This is a genomic window from Neorhizobium sp. T7_12, from assembly GCF_002968535.1.
GTDB classification, from domain to species: domain Bacteria; phylum Pseudomonadota; class Alphaproteobacteria; order Rhizobiales; family Rhizobiaceae; genus Neorhizobium; species Neorhizobium tomejilense.
The window spans coordinates 608,789-624,574 of record NZ_PVBK01000001.1; the positions used below are offsets into that span (position 1 = coordinate 608,789).

A 15,786-nucleotide genomic window follows, 5' to 3' on the forward strand; every position below is an offset into this window, starting at 1 on the left:
AGTTCGCCGCATGCGCAAGACCACCAAGACCTTTAGCCTTGCCACCAGCCTCGCCCTGTTCGCCCTGCCGGCGTTCAGCGCCAAAATCGAGGTGAAGATGCTCAACAAGGGCAGCGATGGCGAGGCCATGGTGTTCGAACCGGCAGCCGTGAAGGCACAGCCGGGCGATACGATCAGGTTCGTGCCGGTCGACAAGGGGCATGACGTCGTTTCGATGCCCGGCCTGGTGCCGGAAGGCGCCGCTGAAATCAAAGGCAAGATCAGCCAGGAAATTTCCTTCACCGCCGACAAGCCGGGCGCCTACGTCTTCAAATGCACACCGCATTTCGGCATGGGCATGGTCGCGGTAATCGTCGTTGGCGACGCTCCGGCCAATCTCGACGCGGTGAAGGGCGCCAAGATGCCGAAAAAGGCGAAGGATCGCCTTGACGCGGAAATCGCCAAGCTCGGGCTTTGATTTCTACCAGCTTTTCCGGCGTATCATTTGTGGCAACTTTCACCTCGAACCGGACGTCACCGATCTGTCACTGTTCGTTTGTATTTCCGCGTCAGCAAACGAGGACTGCGGAATTGATAATTTTTGAGACTGAAAGGCTGCGATTGGAGACTTGGGGCGAGAACGCCGTTTCCGAGCTAATGAAATTGCACGGTAGCCTGGACGTGGTCCGCTTCCTGGATGCCACGGGTACTTTCTATGACCGCCCCAAAGCGGAAAAAAGGCTCGCTGAGTGGGATCAGGAGTATCACCAGCATGGTATTGGGAAGCAACGTCTAGTGCGCAGGCACGACAGCGCTTTTCTAGGACGGGCGGGCTTTTCTCTTTTCAAGCCGGACATTCCCGAGATTGGATATTCTTTATTACCGGAGCATTGGGGCAATGGATACGCGACCGAAATCGCCGAAGGCTTGCGTGATTGGTTGGCGGCGTCCGCGAAATGGAACGGGTTTATTGGCTTCGCCCATGTTGATAACGTGGCGTCCAACCGGGTCCTCGAGAGAATTGGTATGAAGCCGACTCATCAAGATGTCATCTCTGACCTTCCGATGCAGTTCTATGCCATGAATTTCGGTATCGGCGACAACCCATAACCACCTCCGGCTCGTTCCGGCCGAAGTAATTTTTCCCGGCAATCGAGGCGGGACGGCGTGGCATAATTTTGCGGGGGCGTTATCTTCTCCTCCGGTGGCGGGAGTATGCGCGTGGCGGCTTTTAAGAATTTCGACGGCGAGATCGAGCGGATCAGCGGCGTTTTGGCTACGACGCGCGATGCGCTCGGCCCGGCCTCGTCCCTGCTTGCCGACACCGCGCAGGATCTCGCCCTGCCGGATGAGGAGAAGCTGGCTGCGGAAGCCGAGCGGCTGAAGGCCGAGATACCCGAGCGGCAGGCGGTCGAAGCGGCAACTGCCCGGTTGGTCGCGAGGCTGGCAACCGAGATCGGCATCTGCGCCCAGGAATTCGACGATCGGGAGATGCCAACCCGCTTCGAAACGTTGATCGGCTACGTTTCCGGGGCAGCCAGACACCGCCGCCAGCAGGCGCGCTGGCGCAGCCCCGTGCCGCTTAACCGGCTGGCGGAGCTTCTGCGGCGTGCCGATCTGCTGGCCGGTCTGGTGCGGCAGGAGCGTGACTTCCTGATCGGGCAGCGGAAGGAGAGCGAGGGCGATCTGGTGACGCTCATCGACCACCGACCGGAGGTCATCGAAAAGCTGCGCGGCGAGGACGGTGCCGCGATGACCGGCCTGGACGTGATCGGCCGCACCGAACCTGCGATCAAGGTCTTCCAGGATTTCGTCGCCGGGCTCAACGCCCGGGTAGGCACCTGCAACATCCTTCTGCACAAGCTGATCACCGACACGGAAAACCTTCTGATCCTCTACCGGATTGTCGCCGATGCCAGCGGGCGTGGCGATGCCGGCCTGAAGCCCGAACTTTTTCCGCACCTGGTCCCGGAGGTCGAGCGCTTCTCAAGCGGGCTGCTGACATTGCACGGCCTCGACCGCCGGCGGCATCGCGCCGATCAGGCATTCGCCGAACGATTTCCCGCGGAGGCGGCGGGGGAGGCGGCCGAAGCCGACGGCGCAACGGGTCGCTTTCGACTGCCGACCGTTTTCGGCTTCAAGCTTATCCGGTCCCAATAGGGCTGCCGAGGATCGGCTACGCGGCCGTTTCCAGCGGTTGCGGCGAAACGTTGCGCCCCCGTTGTGCTTGTGACGCCGAGCACATATGTGTGAGCCAAGCCAAATCGGATGCACCCCGCCTCACAAGGAGACAGCGATGCTCGACCGGATTACCGCCTTCTTTCAAGGGATCGGCCAGGCCGTCGGGCGAGGCATAGGGCTGTTGATCGCCTGGATCGTCTGGCCGTTCATGGCCGCACATGGCTGGTATCGCCAGCGGCACTGGATGGTGAAGGGCCCCATCCTCGCCTTCCTGGTGCTGATGTTCGGGCTCTACGGCTATTTTTTCTGGCAGACGCAGGTCTGGACCAATTTCAATCCGAATTTCGTCGACAGCTATCGCTGGTCGGAGCGCAACGTGCCGGCAGGCCAGGAATTGCCGGCAACTGCTCCTGCAAGCGCCAATGCGACCGCTCCGGCGACCGGGGCGAGGCAATGCCAGTCGTCGGCGATCGTCGATGCGGCCGCCGATCTCACCGACATGAACGTCAACCAGAATGCCTGGATTTCCTCGATGCTGCTCTATCGGCTCGGGTTCTTCGGTATCGACTGGGATCACACGCCGTTCCTCGACAACAAGGCCTCGTTCCAGCGCGGCGTCAATCAGGCGGTGCGGCGCACATCGACGGAACTCGTCGATTCGCTCGGGCGCGTGCGCGGCACCTCGAGCATCAACAACAATCTCCAGGATGCCCGCGGCAACCTGCAGTTCGACGAATATTCCTGGTATTTCGGGCTGAGCCCCTTCGGGCCGAAGACCCCGACCCCGAGCTATTATCGCGCCGCGATCGGCAAGCTGAGGGCCTTCAATACCGATCTGACCACCTGCAACGCGACCTTCGACAGCCGCGCCGACAACCTGATCCAGTTCATCGACCGGATCGCCAACGATCTCGGCGGCACGTCGGCGATCCTGCGCGAGCGTTCGGAGAACTACAATGCCGGCTGGTTCGACACGCGTGCCGACGACCGCTTCTGGTTCGCCTACGGCCAGCTCTACGGCTATTATGCGGTGCTTTCGGCGGCGGGCGCGGATTTCTCCCAGGTGATCCGCGAGCGCAATATCGGGCCGCTCTGGACCGATACGCTGTCGCAGTTCAAGTCGGCGCTGCGCATCCAGCCGGCGATCATTTCCAACGGCCGCGAAGACGGCTGGATCATGCCGAGCCATCTGGCGGTGATGGGCTTCTACACTCTCCGGGTCCGCTCGAACCTGGTGGAATTGCGCTCGGTGCTGGACCGGTAAGCCGGCCGGCACCGGTTGGGTTTTTAAGGAGTCAGGTTTTCGGGAGATCGGGTTCGTCGAGAAAGAACGTCACGCCTGGACGTTCGGCAAAGAATTCGTAGGTCATGCCGACGACCTCGCCGCTTGTGCCCGGCTTGTCGCGGAACTTGCCGACGCTGCGAACGTATTTGTAGTGCTCGGCATCGGCCTTGACGCGGTAGATGTTGTGATAGGTCAGGCGTTCGCCGCTGGCGCGCTCGAAGGTTTCCATCAGTTGCGGCATATCGTCGGGATGGATCCGCGCGATGATGGCGACCATGTTCAGGGGACCGTCCTTCGGTTCCAGGCCGAGGATGCGACAGACATCCTCCGTCGCGAAGAAGTGGCCGGTGTCCAGATCGATTCGCCAATAACCGTAAAAACGAAAGGCCGAGGCGAGTTCAACCACCTCGTCTGCAGAGAGTCCCATTTCCCGGTATTGAGTATTGACGCGTTTTTCGGTGTGTTCGACCCAAAACGTCAATCTTTTTCTCCCATAGGCCGGGAGATAACGCCCCAACCTTACACTATGAGTCTCAATCTCAATGCCTTAGCTACCAACTGGGTGCGGTTGACGCAATCCAGTTTCTTTATGGCATTGGTCATATATGCGTTAACGGTATGATCCGAGAGGGAAAGAATCCGGCCGATTTCCGAGGATGTCTTGCCCTGCGCCGTCCAGCGGACGACCTCCAGTTCGCGGGTGGTGAGGGGGCCTGCGGTACCGGTCCTGGCACTGCGGCGGAGCTTGTCGAAGACATCGAACGCATGCAGCACGATCATGCCGATCTCGTTGAGCTCCACCTGGCTCAGCCGATGCCGGACACCGTCGAAGCGCAGCATGAAACGGCCGCCATCGATCGAATGTAACGCCATCGCGACGCTGGTGATGATGTCGTAGCGGCGCTGCAATTCGTCCGTCTCGACCGGAACCGGGAAACCGCGCACGCTTTCGGGATCGTCGATCGACCAACAGTAGGGAAGAGCGGATTTCGAGATGATCGGCGCAACCGGACAAAGCTTCAAAAGGCGGCGGCGGTCAAATTCCTGGACATAGCTTGGGGGCAGCGTCGTCTCGACGATCATCCTCGACAAAAGCGTCTCATCCGCTCTGGTGGCGGCGAAAAGCGTGATGTGCCGAAACCCGAACTCGTGGGCAACGCGCTTCAGAGCAGCAAATATTTCCACCCGCGAATCCGCGGCGGAAATCTCGCTGTTCAGAATCGATTGCCGTTCCAAAGTGATCATGCGGGCGAGCAGACAGGTGAGTTATGTGATCGTTAACAAATATACAAATCGATTTGAATAGCCAGCGAAATTTCCTGCGCTGCAGCAGAAATTGGCACATTTTCCGATACAGGCTCACTTTATTTCCATGAATTCATGGAGTTACCGGCTCAAGATTTATACGGGGATATATCCGGTTCCCTTAATTTCCTCCATGACGGCATAGGTGTGGGTTTCCCTGACCCCCGGAAGCGGGAGAATCACCTCCGAGAGGAACTGCCGATAGGCCTCCATTCCGGCGACCCGCGCCTTCACCAGATAGTCGAACCCGCCTGCCACCATGTGGCATTCCATCACGTCGTCGCTACGCTTCACCGCGGCGGCAAAGGCGTCGAAAACGTCGGGCGTGGTGCGGTCGAGCTTGACCTGCACGAAGACGAGCAGGTTGCGCCCGAGCTTTTCCGGCGACAGCAAAGCGCTATAACCGGTGATGTATCCTTCGCGGGTCAGCCGCTTGACCCGTTCGGCGGTCGCCGTGGGTGAAAGCGAGACGCGATCGGCGAGTTCGAGATTGCTCAGGCGCCCCTCTTTCTGGAGCGCGCGGAGGATTTTTCGGTCGAGACGGTCGATGTCCTTCATGTTTCGCTACGTTTTGTCAGAGTTGCCGTGAGATATTTCGTTAATGCCATAAAAGTCCGCCGAAATCACCGGGAAATTCCCGCTATGGAGAGAATGAAACGGAGATGCGTATGAGCCAGATTCTGACCGAGCCCTTCATTCCCTTCAATGCGCCCTATGCCGGTGACGACGACCGGCTGATCCGGCAGTTTGCCGCCCGCACCAGCTTCACGTCGGCGCAGGACGCGGCGATCGACCAGCGGGCGCGGCGGATGGTCAATGCCATCCGCGACGGGGCCGGCAAGGTCGGCGGCGTCGAGGACTTCTTGCGCGAGTATGGGCTTTCGACCCGGGAAGGGCTGGCGCTGATGGTGCTTGCCGAGGCGCTGCTCCGCGTGCCCGACGGCTTGACCCAGGACCGGCTGATCGAGGACAAGCTGCGCGAAGGCGGCTGGAGTACTCATGAGGCCTCCGGCGAAAGCTGGTTCGTGTCGGCCTCGGCCTGGGCGCTTGCGGTTTCGGCGCGCGTCATCGGCCCGGGCGAGACGCCCGAGGGAATCCTGCGCGGCCTCGTCAAGCGCGTCGGCCTGCCGACCGTGCGCACCGCCACCAAGCAGGCGATGCGTTTCCTCGGCCACCATTTCGTGCTCGGCGAGACGATGAAGGATGCACTTGTCCGGGCCGCCAAGAGCGAGGAGAAAGGCTACCGCCATTCCTTCGACATGCTGGGCGAGGGCGCCCGCACGGCTGAAGATGCCAAGCGTTATTTCCGCTCCTATGCCGACGCGATCCAGTCGATCGGCGCGCATATGAAAAAGTATGGCAAGGGCAGGCAGCTTCCCGACCGGATGGGTATTTCCGTCAAGCTCTCGGCGCTGCATCCGCGCTATCTCGCCACGCACCATGACCGGGTGATGGCCGAACTGGTGCCGGACCTTCTCGACCTTGCCCGCATGGCCAAGGAACACCAGCTCAACTTCACCGTCGATGCGGAAGAGGCCGACCGGCTGGAACTGTCGCTCGACGTGATTGCCGCTACCTTCTCCGACCCGTCGCTTGCCGGCTGGGACGGGTTCGGGCTGGCGATCCAGGCCTATCAGAAGCGGGCGCCGGCGGTGATCGACTATATCGACCAGCTTTGCACGACGCATGGCCGGCGGATGATGGTGCGGCTCGTCAAGGGCGCCTATTGGGACACAGAGGTTAAGCGGGCGCAGGAGCGGGGAATCGAGGACTATCCGGTCTGGACCCGCAAGCCGGCAACGGATCTTGCCTATCTCGCCTGCGCCCAGCAGCTTCTCGCCAAGCGGGCGCGGATTTTTCCGCAGTTTGCGACCCATAACGCGCTGACCGTCTCGACCATTCTGGAGCTTGCCGGCCCCGACCGCACCGGCTTCGAATTCCAGCGGCTGCACGGAATGGGAGAGGCGCTTTACGACGACCTGCTCGAAAGCAACGACCGGATCGCCTGCCGCATCTATGCGCCGGTCGGCGGTTATCGCGACCTGCTCGCCTATCTTGTCCGCCGGCTTCTCGAAAACGGCGCCAACTCCTCCTTCGTGGCAGTTGCCGGCGACCGCCAGGTTCCGGTCGAAAAGCTGCTGGAACGGCCATCGGCGCGGCTCGGTCTCGATGACGGCATCAGCGCGCGGCACAAGCAGATCCCGCTGCCCTCGGACATCTACGGTCGCCGCAAGAACAGCGCCGGTTTCGAATTCGGCCACCGGGTCGAGCTCGAGCGGCTGATGGCGAGCGTTTCCAGATCGTGGGGCGAGGTGAAGGCGGGACCGCTGGTGGCGGGCGTCGCCTCCAGGGCTGAGGAAAAGCCGGTTCGGTCTCCTTCCGACCGGGCGAAAATTGTCGGCACGGTGCGCGATGCGACGCCAGCCGATGTGGATGCCGCCTTCACTGCTGCGGCCAAGGCGTTCCGGGCCTGGTCGCGCCAGCCGGTGGAAATCCGCGCTGCCTGCCTGGAGCGGGCCGCCGGGCTGATGGAGGAAAACCGTGACCGGCTGCTGGCACTGCTGGCCGCCGAGGCCGGCAAGACGCTGGATGACGGGATCGCCGAAATCCGCGAGGCGGTGGATTTCTGCCGCTACTACGCCGATAAGGGCCGCGAGCTGTTCGCCATGCCGAGCCTGATGCCGGGTCCGACCGGCGAGGACAACCGTCATTTCTGGCGCGGGCGCGGGGTGTTCGGGTGCATTTCGCCGTGGAACTTCCCGCTGGCGATTTTCCTCGGGCAGATTTCCGCCGCGCTGGTGGCCGGCAATACGGTGGTCGCAAAGCCGGCGCCGCAGACGCCGCTGATCGCCCATGAGGCAATCAAGCTGTTCCACCAGGCCGGCATTCCGGCCGAAGTGCTGGCGCTGGTGCCGGGCGGCCCGGATGTCGGCTCGGCGATCACCGCGCATCCCAAACTTGCCGGCATCGCCTTCACCGGTTCCACGAAGACGGCGCATGCGATCAACCGGGCGCTGGCCGCCAAGGACGGGCCGATCGTGCCCTTTATCGCCGAGACCGGCGGCATCAACGCGATGATCGTCGATGCGACGGCACTTTCGGAACAGGTGGCGGACGACGTGGTCGTTTCCGCCTTCCGCTCGGCCGGCCAGCGCTGCTCGGCACTGCGCATCCTCTTCCTGCAGGAGGATGTCGCCGACGGCATGCTGAAGATGATCGAAGGGGCGGCGGCCGAACTCAATCTCGGCGATCCGGCAAAACAGAATACCGATGTCGGGCCGATCATCGACGAGAACCAGAAAAAAACGCTGGCCGACCACATTTCGGACATGCGGGCCAGAAAACAGAAGATACGTTATGCCGGAGGCGCGCCGGCGACCGGCAATTTCTTCGCTCCCCACATCATCGAACTGGACAGCGCCGCGGTGCTGACCAAGGAAGTGTTCGGGCCGGTCCTGCATGTGGTGCGCTGGAAGGCAAAGGAGTTCGACAAGGTGCTTTCGGCGATCGACGCCACCGGCTACGGCCTGACGCTCGGCATCCACAGCCGCATCGAGGCGACGATCCGCAAGGTGACGGAGGCGCTCGACACCGGCAATGTCTATGTCAACCGCAACATGATCGGCGCGGTCGTCGGCACCCAGCCTTTCGGCGGCTCGGGCCTTTCCGGCACCGGCTTCAAGGCGGGCGGGCCTGCCTATCTGATGCGGTTTGCCGAAGAGCAGGTGATCTCCGTCAATACGGCAGCCGCCGGGGGGAATGCCAGCCTGATTGCAATCGGGGAGGGGTGAGACGCGACGGCGCAGCCGGCAAAACGCTCCAGTGGAGCGTTTTGAGCGTTGAACGCGCCGAGCCCAAGCGAGGCGCCGGGAGGCGGCTGCTTTTCACGCGGGACGCAGCGTCTAGCCCCGAGGACGGCACGACTATCCACAACCAAAAGGCTCGGAGCGATCCGGGCCTTCTTGCATTCAGGCCTGTTGTATTTTTGCCATCGGATCGGGCTCGCATAAATATGATCATTAGAGTCATGTTTTAATAATTGACAATAACACTCATGTTTTCTAATGGCATGAATAAGGCATTTCCTGCCTCCCGCCACATTCTTGCCAGAATTGAAAAAGGGCCGCCGCCTTTCCGGTGCGTTCGCGCGCGCCGACGGTTTCGCGTGCCCTGTTGAAAGGACAGTCATGGTCACCCGGCGTCTGCGATCCACCCTTGCCACCTGCACTGCGCTTGCGGTGTTTTCCCTCGCCTGCGGTGCGGCCGCCCAGCAGGCCGCACAGCCTCAGACGGACACGACGCTGAAGCCGATCGTGCTCAAGGGTGCGAGGACAGCGCAGCCAGGTGGTGTCGCGGATACGCCTTTGGCGACTACGACCACACAGGTGCAGATCGAAAACAAGCAGATCACCAATGTCGAGGATCTTGGCCGCGTGGCGGAACCCGGGGTCAACTTCAACCGTACAACAGGTGCCATCAACATCCGCGGCCTCGAAGGAAACCGCGTGCTGACGACGGTCGATGGCATCCCGACGCCGTTCATCGACGATGTCACGCGTGGCGCGACCGGCGGCGTCGATGCTTTCGATTTCGGCTCGCTTTCGGGCGTTGATGTCGTGCGTGGCGCTGATTCCAGCCGAGCCGGCCCGGGTGCCCTCGGCGGAGTTCTAGGTCTCAGGACGCTGGAGCCGGAAGACCTCATCGGCGAGGGCCGTGATTGGGGCGGCATCGCTCGGACCGGCTATGACAGCGCTGATACGAGCGGCTTCGGTTCGGTCGGTGTCGCGAAGAAGATCGAGAATACCTCGATCCTTTTCCAGGGCGGATACAAGAAGGGGCAGGAGCGGAAGACGAATGGCAGCGTGGACGCTCTCAGTACCGCACGCACCGAGGCAAATCCTTCCGAATACGACCAATACAATCTGCTCTTCAAGTTGCGCCACGAATTCGAGGGCGGCCATATTTTCGGCCTTACCGCCGAGAGTTTCCGTCGGGACAGGGATACGGACTTACGTACCTCGCAGTCGGCAGCTGGCAACTATCGGGCGGGAGACTACGACGGTGTCAAGGAAACCGACCGCGACCGCGTTTCGCTTGACTACAAGTACCAATCGCAGAGCGATGACAGTGTTATCGACAGCGCGTGGGCCTCACTCTACTATATGAACCAGCGAACCGTAGACGGCTATGACGGATATCGCTCGAACTCGGTAGTGGGGCCGATCAGCCGACGCAATGAGTACGAAGTGGATAGCTTCGGCCTGATCGGCGCGTTGGAAAAGAACGTCGATGCCGGTACTCTTGACCACAAGTTTACCTTTGGCTTCGATCTGGCGCGCGTAATCTCGGAACAATATTCCGCAGGCTATGACAATTGCCCGCCGGAGATCAGCCCCGGCGTCTATCCGCCCGGCTTCTCAGCCTGCGCTAACCTGCATACCAATCAGGCCGATACGCCAAAGGTCGAAACCAGCCGAATCGGCTTCTATCTCGAGGACGAGATCGGTTTCGAAAATTCCGCCTTCACCCTGACGCCAGGTCTCCGGTTCGACTGGGTTCGCCATGCGCCGAAGATGACCGCAGCCTACGACGACAATGCCAGCAATCCCGCGCTTCCCGCGGGGTTCGAGGATTGGGCGCTGTCTCCGAAGCTCCGGCTCGGTTACGATGTGAATGATGATGTCGAACTGTTCGCCCAGTGGGCGATGGGCTTCCGTGCGCCGACGGCTGGTGAACTTTACAGCGTCTTCGGTGGACCAGGCACTTACCTGCGGCTTGGCAATGCGGATCTGGAGGCCGAAACCAGCCACGGTTTTGAACTCGGCGCAAATCTCGGCGACGAAAGGTTCGGTGGTCGCATCAACCTCTTCTACAATCGTTACAAGAACTTCATCGATGCGCGCGGCTTCAGCGATGCTGAAACCATTGCTGCGGGCTACGATCCGGCCCAGTTCCCCTTTGGTGTAACCGGCTACCAAAATATTGCCCGTGCTGAAATCTTCGGCGTGGAGGCCAGCGTTCACAAGACATTCGACAACGGTTTCCGGATTGGCGGCGGACTTGCTTTTGCCCGTGGCAACGATCTGGTCAACCACACGTTCCTGCGTTCTGTGGCTCCGCTCAAGGCGGTTGGAAGTGTGGGATACGATACGGAAACATGGGGCGTCGGGTTTGATTGGATCGGGGTATTGTCTTCGCTGAGCAACGATGGTCTCGGCGGAACATATTTCAAGACCCCGGGATACGGAATTGTCGATTTGACCGCCTGGTGGGAGCCTGAGCAGGTGAAGGGCCTGAAGATCAACGCAGGCATCTACAACGTGTTCGACCAGACCTATTACGATTACGCAACAGTGAGGCAGAATAGCGCCGCGCAATCGCGCGAATTCTACTCCGAGCCAGGCCGCACCTTCAAGGTCTCGCTGACCCAGCGGTTTTGATCCAGATAAAGGGGCGGGGGCGCCTGAGAAGGGTGGTGCGAGCGATCGCGCCGCCCTTTTCCTTGTGCACGCTCCCGGCGACTATCCGGTTGCGGCTATTCACATAGCCTTTCCTTCGCTAACCATAACCGCAAGGACATGTTTGATCCGAAAGCACTTGGGGGAGCGAAGCTATGGCAGAGGTCAGATCCGACATCGAAATCGCACGCGCCGCGAAAAAGAAGCCGATCACGGAGATCGGCGCGAAGCTCGGGATTCCCGTCGAGGCGCTTGCTCCCTATGGCCACGACAAGGCGAAGGTCGGGGCGGAATTCATCGCGTCGCTTTCGGGAAAGAAGGACGGCAAGCTGATCCTCGTCACCGCCATCAACCCGACGCCGGCGGGCGAGGGGAAGACGACCACTACTGTGGGCCTCGGCGACGGGCTGAACCGGATCGGCAAACGAGCCGTCATCTGCGTGCGCGAGCCGTCGCTCGGGCCGTGTTTCGGGGTCAAGGGTGGAGCGGCCGGCGGCGGGTATGCGCAGGTCATTCCGATGGAAGACATCAACCTGCATTTCACCGGCGATTTCCATGCCATCACGTCCGCCCACAACCTGCTGTCGACGATGATCGACAACCATATCTACTGGGGCAATGCCGAGAACATGGATACCCGGCGGATCAGCTGGCGGCGGGTGATGGACATGAACGACCGGGCGCTGCGCCAGACGGTCGTCTCGCTCGGCGGCGTCGCCAACGGTTTTCCACGCGAGAGCGGCTTCGATATCACCGTCGCCTCGGAAGTGATGGCGATCCTGTGCCTGGCGGCCGACCTCAAGGACCTCGAAAGGCGGCTCGGCGACATCGTCATCGGTTACCGGTTCGACCGTTCGCCGGTGTTTGCCCGCGACCTCAAGGCCGACAAGGCGATGACGGTGCTGCTGAAAGACGCGATGCAGCCGAACCTGGTGCAGACGCTCGAAAACAATCCCGCCTTCGTGCATGGCGGGCCGTTCGCCAATATCGCCCATGGCTGCAATTCAGTGATCGCCACGCGCACGGCGCTGAAGCTCGGCGACTACGTGGTGACGGAAGCGGGTTTCGGGGCCGATCTCGGCGCCGAAAAGTTCTTCGACATCAAGTGCCGAAAGGCGGGGCTGAAGCCGGATGCGGCCGTCATCGTCGCCACCGTGCGGGCATTGAAGATGAACGGCGGGGTGAGAAAAGAGGATCTGGGCCAGGAAAATGTCGAGGCGCTGAAGCGGGGTGCTGCCAATCTCGGCCGCCATATCGCCAATGTGCGGAAATTCGGCGTGCCGGTGGTCGTCGCCATCAATCATTTCACTTCGGATACGGAGGATGAGATCGCCGCCGTCAAGGACTACGCGGCGCGGCACGGTGCGGACGGCATCGTCTGCCGGCATTGGGCGGAAGGGTCCGCCGGCATCGAGGAGCTTGCCCTCAAGGTGGTCGAGCTTGCCGAGGGCGGCCAGGCAAAATTCCAGCCGCTTTATCCCGATCACCTGCCGCTCCTCGAAAAGATCGAGATCATCGCCTCGAAGATCTATCACGCCGGCGAAGTCACCACCGACCGAGGCGTGCGCGACCAGCTGAAGGCCTGGGAGGAGCAGGGTTACGGCGACCTGCCGATCTGCATCGCCAAGACGCAATATTCCTTCTCGACGGATCCCGCCCAGCGTGGCGCGCCGGAGGGCCATATCGTGCATGTGCGCGAAGTGCGGCTTTCCGCCGGCGCCGGTTTCGTCGTCGCGATCACCGGCGAGATCATGACCATGCCTGGCCTGCCGCGCGTGCCGTCTGCGGAACGCATCTTTCTGAACGAAGATGGCTTCGTGGAGGGGCTGTTCTGAGGGCTTGAGCGCCCGAACCGCCTTGTGTTAAAGCTCATCCGTCGAAAAAGGCAGGGCCGGATATGGTAAGCACGGCCCCTTCCGCAAGGAAGCTCTGATCCTTCGGTCCACCGTTGAGAACCCGCGACGAGAAACGGCACATCCCGTGCCGCTCTCGGCGGATTCTCGTGGCTTTTTAGCGTCGCGTTCCGCCGGGGTAACCTTGCGAGAAAACGATGCGTATGAACCATATCGATATCCACGTGCCCGACGTTGCGGCAACCACTGCCTTCCTCGTCCGGCATTTCGGCCTGACTCTGCGTGAGACGCGCGGTGGGAACGGCCTTGCCATCCTCAACGACGATGCCGGCCTCGAAATCGTCGTCAGCCACCCGGTCGAAAAATTCGGCGGGGCCGAGCAGCAGGCGCTCGGGGTCGTCACCTATCATCTCGGCTTCATCCAACCGGAGAGAACCGAGGTCGACAGGCTTTATCGGGAACTCAAGGCGGGCGATGCCGAGCTGGTTGGGGAGCCACGCGAGATGCGCGGTGGTTATCTCTTCTATTGCCTGGCACCCGGCCGGGTGATGATCGAGGTAGGGTGGCGGGGGTAGAGGTTTCGCTTGTTCCTCGGCCGCATCAGGGTGGTGTCGCGAGGAACGGCGGCGGTGCCGCATATGCCCTTCTCCCCGCTTGCGGGGAGAAGGTGCCGGCAGGCGGATGAGGGGCCCCTATCCCTCGGCTGCCGGCATGAATTTCAGATCCGGCGCATCCTCAGGTTCATTCAATCTGCCCTCCAGAATCGCGACAATGGTCTCCAACACAGATTCCATTTCAGTCAGCACCGCCACATTCCAGAACCGGGCGACCGACCATCCGTCGGCATTCATGAAGCTATCCCGCTGCCTGTCGTAGTCGCTATTGGCGTGTTGGCTTCCGTCTATCTCGATGACAAGCTTTCGGTCCCGGCAAGCAAAATCCGCAAAGTAGCGACCGATCGGAAGCTGCCGGACGAACTTGAATCCGTTCAGTCGCCGGCGCGCAACTCTTCCCAAAGCTTTGCCTCCGAAACATTGTCGGAACGGCGCAACGAGCGGGCACGAGTAGTCGTGTTTGTTTTTGGTCCCCGCATCGCAAGTTGCCCCTCATCCGTCTGCCGGCACCTTCTCCCCGTTGAAACGGGGAGAAGGAAATATGCCGCGCCGTCGTCTCAATCTCAATGTCTGCGTGGCCGGGATGCTCGCTATGCGTGAGTTGCGGCGGGCGGCATGCCGCCTACCGGCAATACCGATACCCGTCCTTCCGCTCCAGTACGTCGAGATGCAGATGATTCTGGTGGGCGGCGTCGCTGCCCGGTGACAGGACGGTGGTGAAGTGGAGGCAGGCGCCGGCAGTGGCGGTGCGCTGGAAGGCGCCTTCCATGGTCGAGTCCTCGGTCCTCGGCTTCATCTCCAACTTCTCGCCGTTGTCGAGCTTGAACGCGGCGACGTCGAAGGCGTTGCCGCGGGCGTGTTCGGAAATCTTGCCCGTCGAGGCGCTGTTGCGCAGGCGGCAGGCGTAGGTGGAGCCGGGCACCAGCCCGGTGATCCTGCGGCCCGGCATGGCGATGTTGAGCGCCGGCTGAACCGTGTCCTTCAGCCAATGCGCCAGGCTGACTGCCGTCTTGCAGCGCATCGTCGCGCCGCCGACCTCGATCCCCGGCAGGACTGCGGCGACGTCGATCGGGCTTTCGATGCCGCAGCCATTGCCCTCATCGATCGGATCGGTCGGTTCGAATTTCGCGCCGAGCGAGGAGAGTTCGGCAAGGCAGGCCTTCAGCTCTTCGGGCTCTTCCTTGACAAGCGGAGGCGGTGGTGGCGGTGGAGGAGCTTCGGCCTTCTGCTCGTCCGATTGCTTGCCGTCTTCCCTGGTTTCCTCAGGCTTCGATGCATCCGCTCCGGGGGTAGCCGCCTGGTTTGGTTTGTCGGCCGTCTGCGCGTCGGCAGCTGCGGTACCCGGTTTCGGCAGCGGCGTTGGAACTTCCGCCTCATGTGCCGGTTCGGTGGCGGTTCCGGGCTGCTCGACGACAGGCGGAGTTGGGGGGAGGCCTTGCGGATTTTCGCTCGGCCGGTTCTGTGCCACGGGCGGCTGGGCTTCGGGGGCGACCGGCTTGTCGGCCGGGCGCTCCGCCGGCTGAGGTGCCTCGGTCGTCTTCCCCACTTCTGCCCCGGGCTTCGGGATCGGCAGGGGAACGTCTGCCAGTGCGGGCGGTTGGGGTATCGCGCCGCGCCCCTGCTGTCGCGAGGGCGCACGGCGGCGAGGTGCGCGGTCACGCGATCCGCCGTCCTGCAGAATGCGGGTCAGGAAATTCACCTCCACGACGCCCGCCGGAGCACCGAAATGCTGCGCCTGCGGTATCGGTCTTTCGGGTGGCACACCCGCCCCGATGATCAGGGGCAGGCCTGCCAGAATTGCGATCCACGAATGCTGCATGCCGTATCCTTCTCGGATGCGTTTCTTCGGTCCTTGAGGGACTATAAACGCCGATCGCCGGTTTTGGTCGCATCGGAGGCCAGAATTCCGTTTCCTGGTCATGGAAATTCGCTTGCGCGGCTCGAAAACCCAAGCTAACAATTCGGCCCATGATGAATTCGATGAACATCGCTAACTGGTGGCCGGCACGCTCAACGCGGCCTTGACCAGTCATGTCCATCGACAAGACCACAAGCCGCCCGGAACCCGAGGCGGCTTTTTTGTTATCCGCCGCAGGCACCCGGGCAAAGAC

The 15,786-nt window shown here is 61.7% G+C and carries 12 protein-coding genes and 1 pseudogene; 8 read left to right on the forward strand and 5 right to left on the reverse strand.

Going from position 1 to position 15,786, the window contains the following annotated elements:
* Positions 1–10 precede the first annotated feature (10 nt).
* From C5J26_RS03080 to C5J26_RS03095, 4 genes are all read left to right on the forward strand, one after another.
* Positions 11–457, forward strand: a complete 447-nt coding sequence (locus tag C5J26_RS03080) for a pseudoazurin (protein ID WP_105400455.1) — start codon at positions 11–13, stop codon at positions 455–457.
* A gap of 113 nt (positions 458–570) precedes the next feature.
* On the forward strand, positions 571–1,089 hold the full coding sequence (locus tag C5J26_RS03085) for a GNAT family N-acetyltransferase (RefSeq protein WP_105400456.1): 519 nt from the start codon (positions 571–573) through the stop codon (positions 1,087–1,089).
* Positions 1,090–1,200: 111 nt separating this feature from the next.
* Positions 1,201–2,139, forward strand: a complete 939-nt coding sequence (locus tag C5J26_RS03090; protein WP_172745737.1) for a hypothetical protein — start codon at positions 1,201–1,203, stop codon at positions 2,137–2,139.
* Between the two features lie 136 nt (positions 2,140–2,275).
* Positions 2,276–3,424, forward strand: a complete 1,149-nt coding sequence (locus C5J26_RS03095) for a DUF2333 family protein (RefSeq protein ID WP_046666565.1) — start codon at positions 2,276–2,278, stop codon at positions 3,422–3,424.
* A 31-nt stretch (positions 3,425–3,455) separates the two neighbouring features.
* Here the strand turns inward: C5J26_RS03095 and C5J26_RS03100 are convergent, their stop codons facing one another.
* From C5J26_RS03100 to C5J26_RS03110, 3 genes are all read right to left on the reverse strand, one after another.
* On the reverse strand, positions 3,456–3,926 hold the full coding sequence (locus tag C5J26_RS03100) for a PAS domain-containing protein (protein WP_105400458.1): 471 nt from the start codon (positions 3,924–3,926) through the stop codon (positions 3,456–3,458).
* Positions 3,927–3,964: 38 nt separating this feature from the next.
* Positions 3,965–4,630 carry a LuxR family transcriptional regulator gene (locus C5J26_RS03105; RefSeq protein ID WP_245441043.1) on the reverse strand — a complete coding sequence of 222 codons (666 nt, stop codon included), beginning with the start codon at positions 4,628–4,630 and terminating at the stop codon, positions 3,965–3,967.
* Positions 4,631–4,846: 216 nt separating this feature from the next.
* Positions 4,847–5,308 (reverse strand): Lrp/AsnC ligand binding domain-containing protein, encoded by a 462-nt coding sequence (locus C5J26_RS03110; RefSeq protein WP_038544317.1) that lies wholly within the window; start codon positions 5,306–5,308, stop codon positions 4,847–4,849.
* 110 nt (positions 5,309–5,418) lie between these two features.
* On the opposite strand from C5J26_RS03110, the gene putA reads away from it, so the two are divergent.
* From putA to C5J26_RS03135, 4 genes are all read left to right on the forward strand, one after another.
* The gene (putA, locus tag C5J26_RS03115) at positions 5,419–8,541 is read left to right on the forward strand and encodes a bifunctional proline dehydrogenase/L-glutamate gamma-semialdehyde dehydrogenase PutA (protein ID WP_105400460.1); all 3,123 of its coding nucleotides are present in this window, start codon (positions 5,419–5,421) and stop codon (positions 8,539–8,541) included.
* Between the two features lie 396 nt (positions 8,542–8,937).
* On the forward strand, positions 8,938–11,190 hold the full coding sequence (locus tag C5J26_RS03125) for a TonB-dependent hemoglobin/transferrin/lactoferrin family receptor (RefSeq protein ID WP_105400462.1): 2,253 nt from the start codon (positions 8,938–8,940) through the stop codon (positions 11,188–11,190).
* Positions 11,191–11,363: 173 nt separating this feature from the next.
* A complete protein-coding gene (locus tag C5J26_RS03130) occupies positions 11,364–13,043 on the forward strand; it encodes a formate--tetrahydrofolate ligase (protein WP_105400463.1) in 1,680 nt (559 codons plus the stop codon).
* A gap of 215 nt (positions 13,044–13,258) precedes the next feature.
* A complete protein-coding gene (locus tag C5J26_RS03135; RefSeq protein ID WP_105400464.1) occupies positions 13,259–13,636 on the forward strand; it encodes a VOC family protein in 378 nt (125 codons plus the stop codon).
* A gap of 117 nt (positions 13,637–13,753) precedes the next feature.
* On the opposite strand, the pseudogene C5J26_RS03140 reads toward C5J26_RS03135, so the two are convergent.
* A pseudogene (locus C5J26_RS03140) lies at positions 13,754–14,154 on the reverse strand (endonuclease domain-containing protein).
* Between the two features lie 143 nt (positions 14,155–14,297).
* The gene (locus tag C5J26_RS03145) at positions 14,298–15,494 is read right to left on the reverse strand and encodes an extensin family protein (protein WP_105400465.1); all 1,197 of its coding nucleotides are present in this window, start codon (positions 15,492–15,494) and stop codon (positions 14,298–14,300) included.
* Positions 15,495–15,786: the final 292 nt, after the last annotated feature.

Bases quoted from the DNA above. Each gene is read 5' to 3' on its own strand.
- putA (WP_105400460.1), top strand. From the start codon at position 5,419: ATGAGCCAGATTCTGACCGAGCCCTTCATTCCCTTCAATGCGCCCTAT.
- C5J26_RS03110 (WP_038544317.1), bottom strand. From the start codon at position 5,308: ATGAAGGACATCGACCGTCTCGACCGAAAAATCCTCCGCGCGCTCCAG.
- C5J26_RS03145 (WP_105400465.1), bottom strand. From the start codon at position 15,494: ATGCAGCATTCGTGGATCGCAATTCTGGCAGGCCTGCCCCTGATCATC.
- C5J26_RS03125 (WP_105400462.1), top strand. From the start codon at position 8,938: ATGGTCACCCGGCGTCTGCGATCCACCCTTGCCACCTGCACTGCGCTT.
- C5J26_RS03130 (WP_105400463.1), top strand. From the start codon at position 11,364: ATGGCAGAGGTCAGATCCGACATCGAAATCGCACGCGCCGCGAAAAAG.
- C5J26_RS03135 (WP_105400464.1), top strand. From the start codon at position 13,259: ATGCGTATGAACCATATCGATATCCACGTGCCCGACGTTGCGGCAACC.
- C5J26_RS03080 (WP_105400455.1), top strand. From the start codon at position 11: ATGCGCAAGACCACCAAGACCTTTAGCCTTGCCACCAGCCTCGCCCTG.
- C5J26_RS03095 (WP_046666565.1), top strand. From the start codon at position 2,276: ATGCTCGACCGGATTACCGCCTTCTTTCAAGGGATCGGCCAGGCCGTC.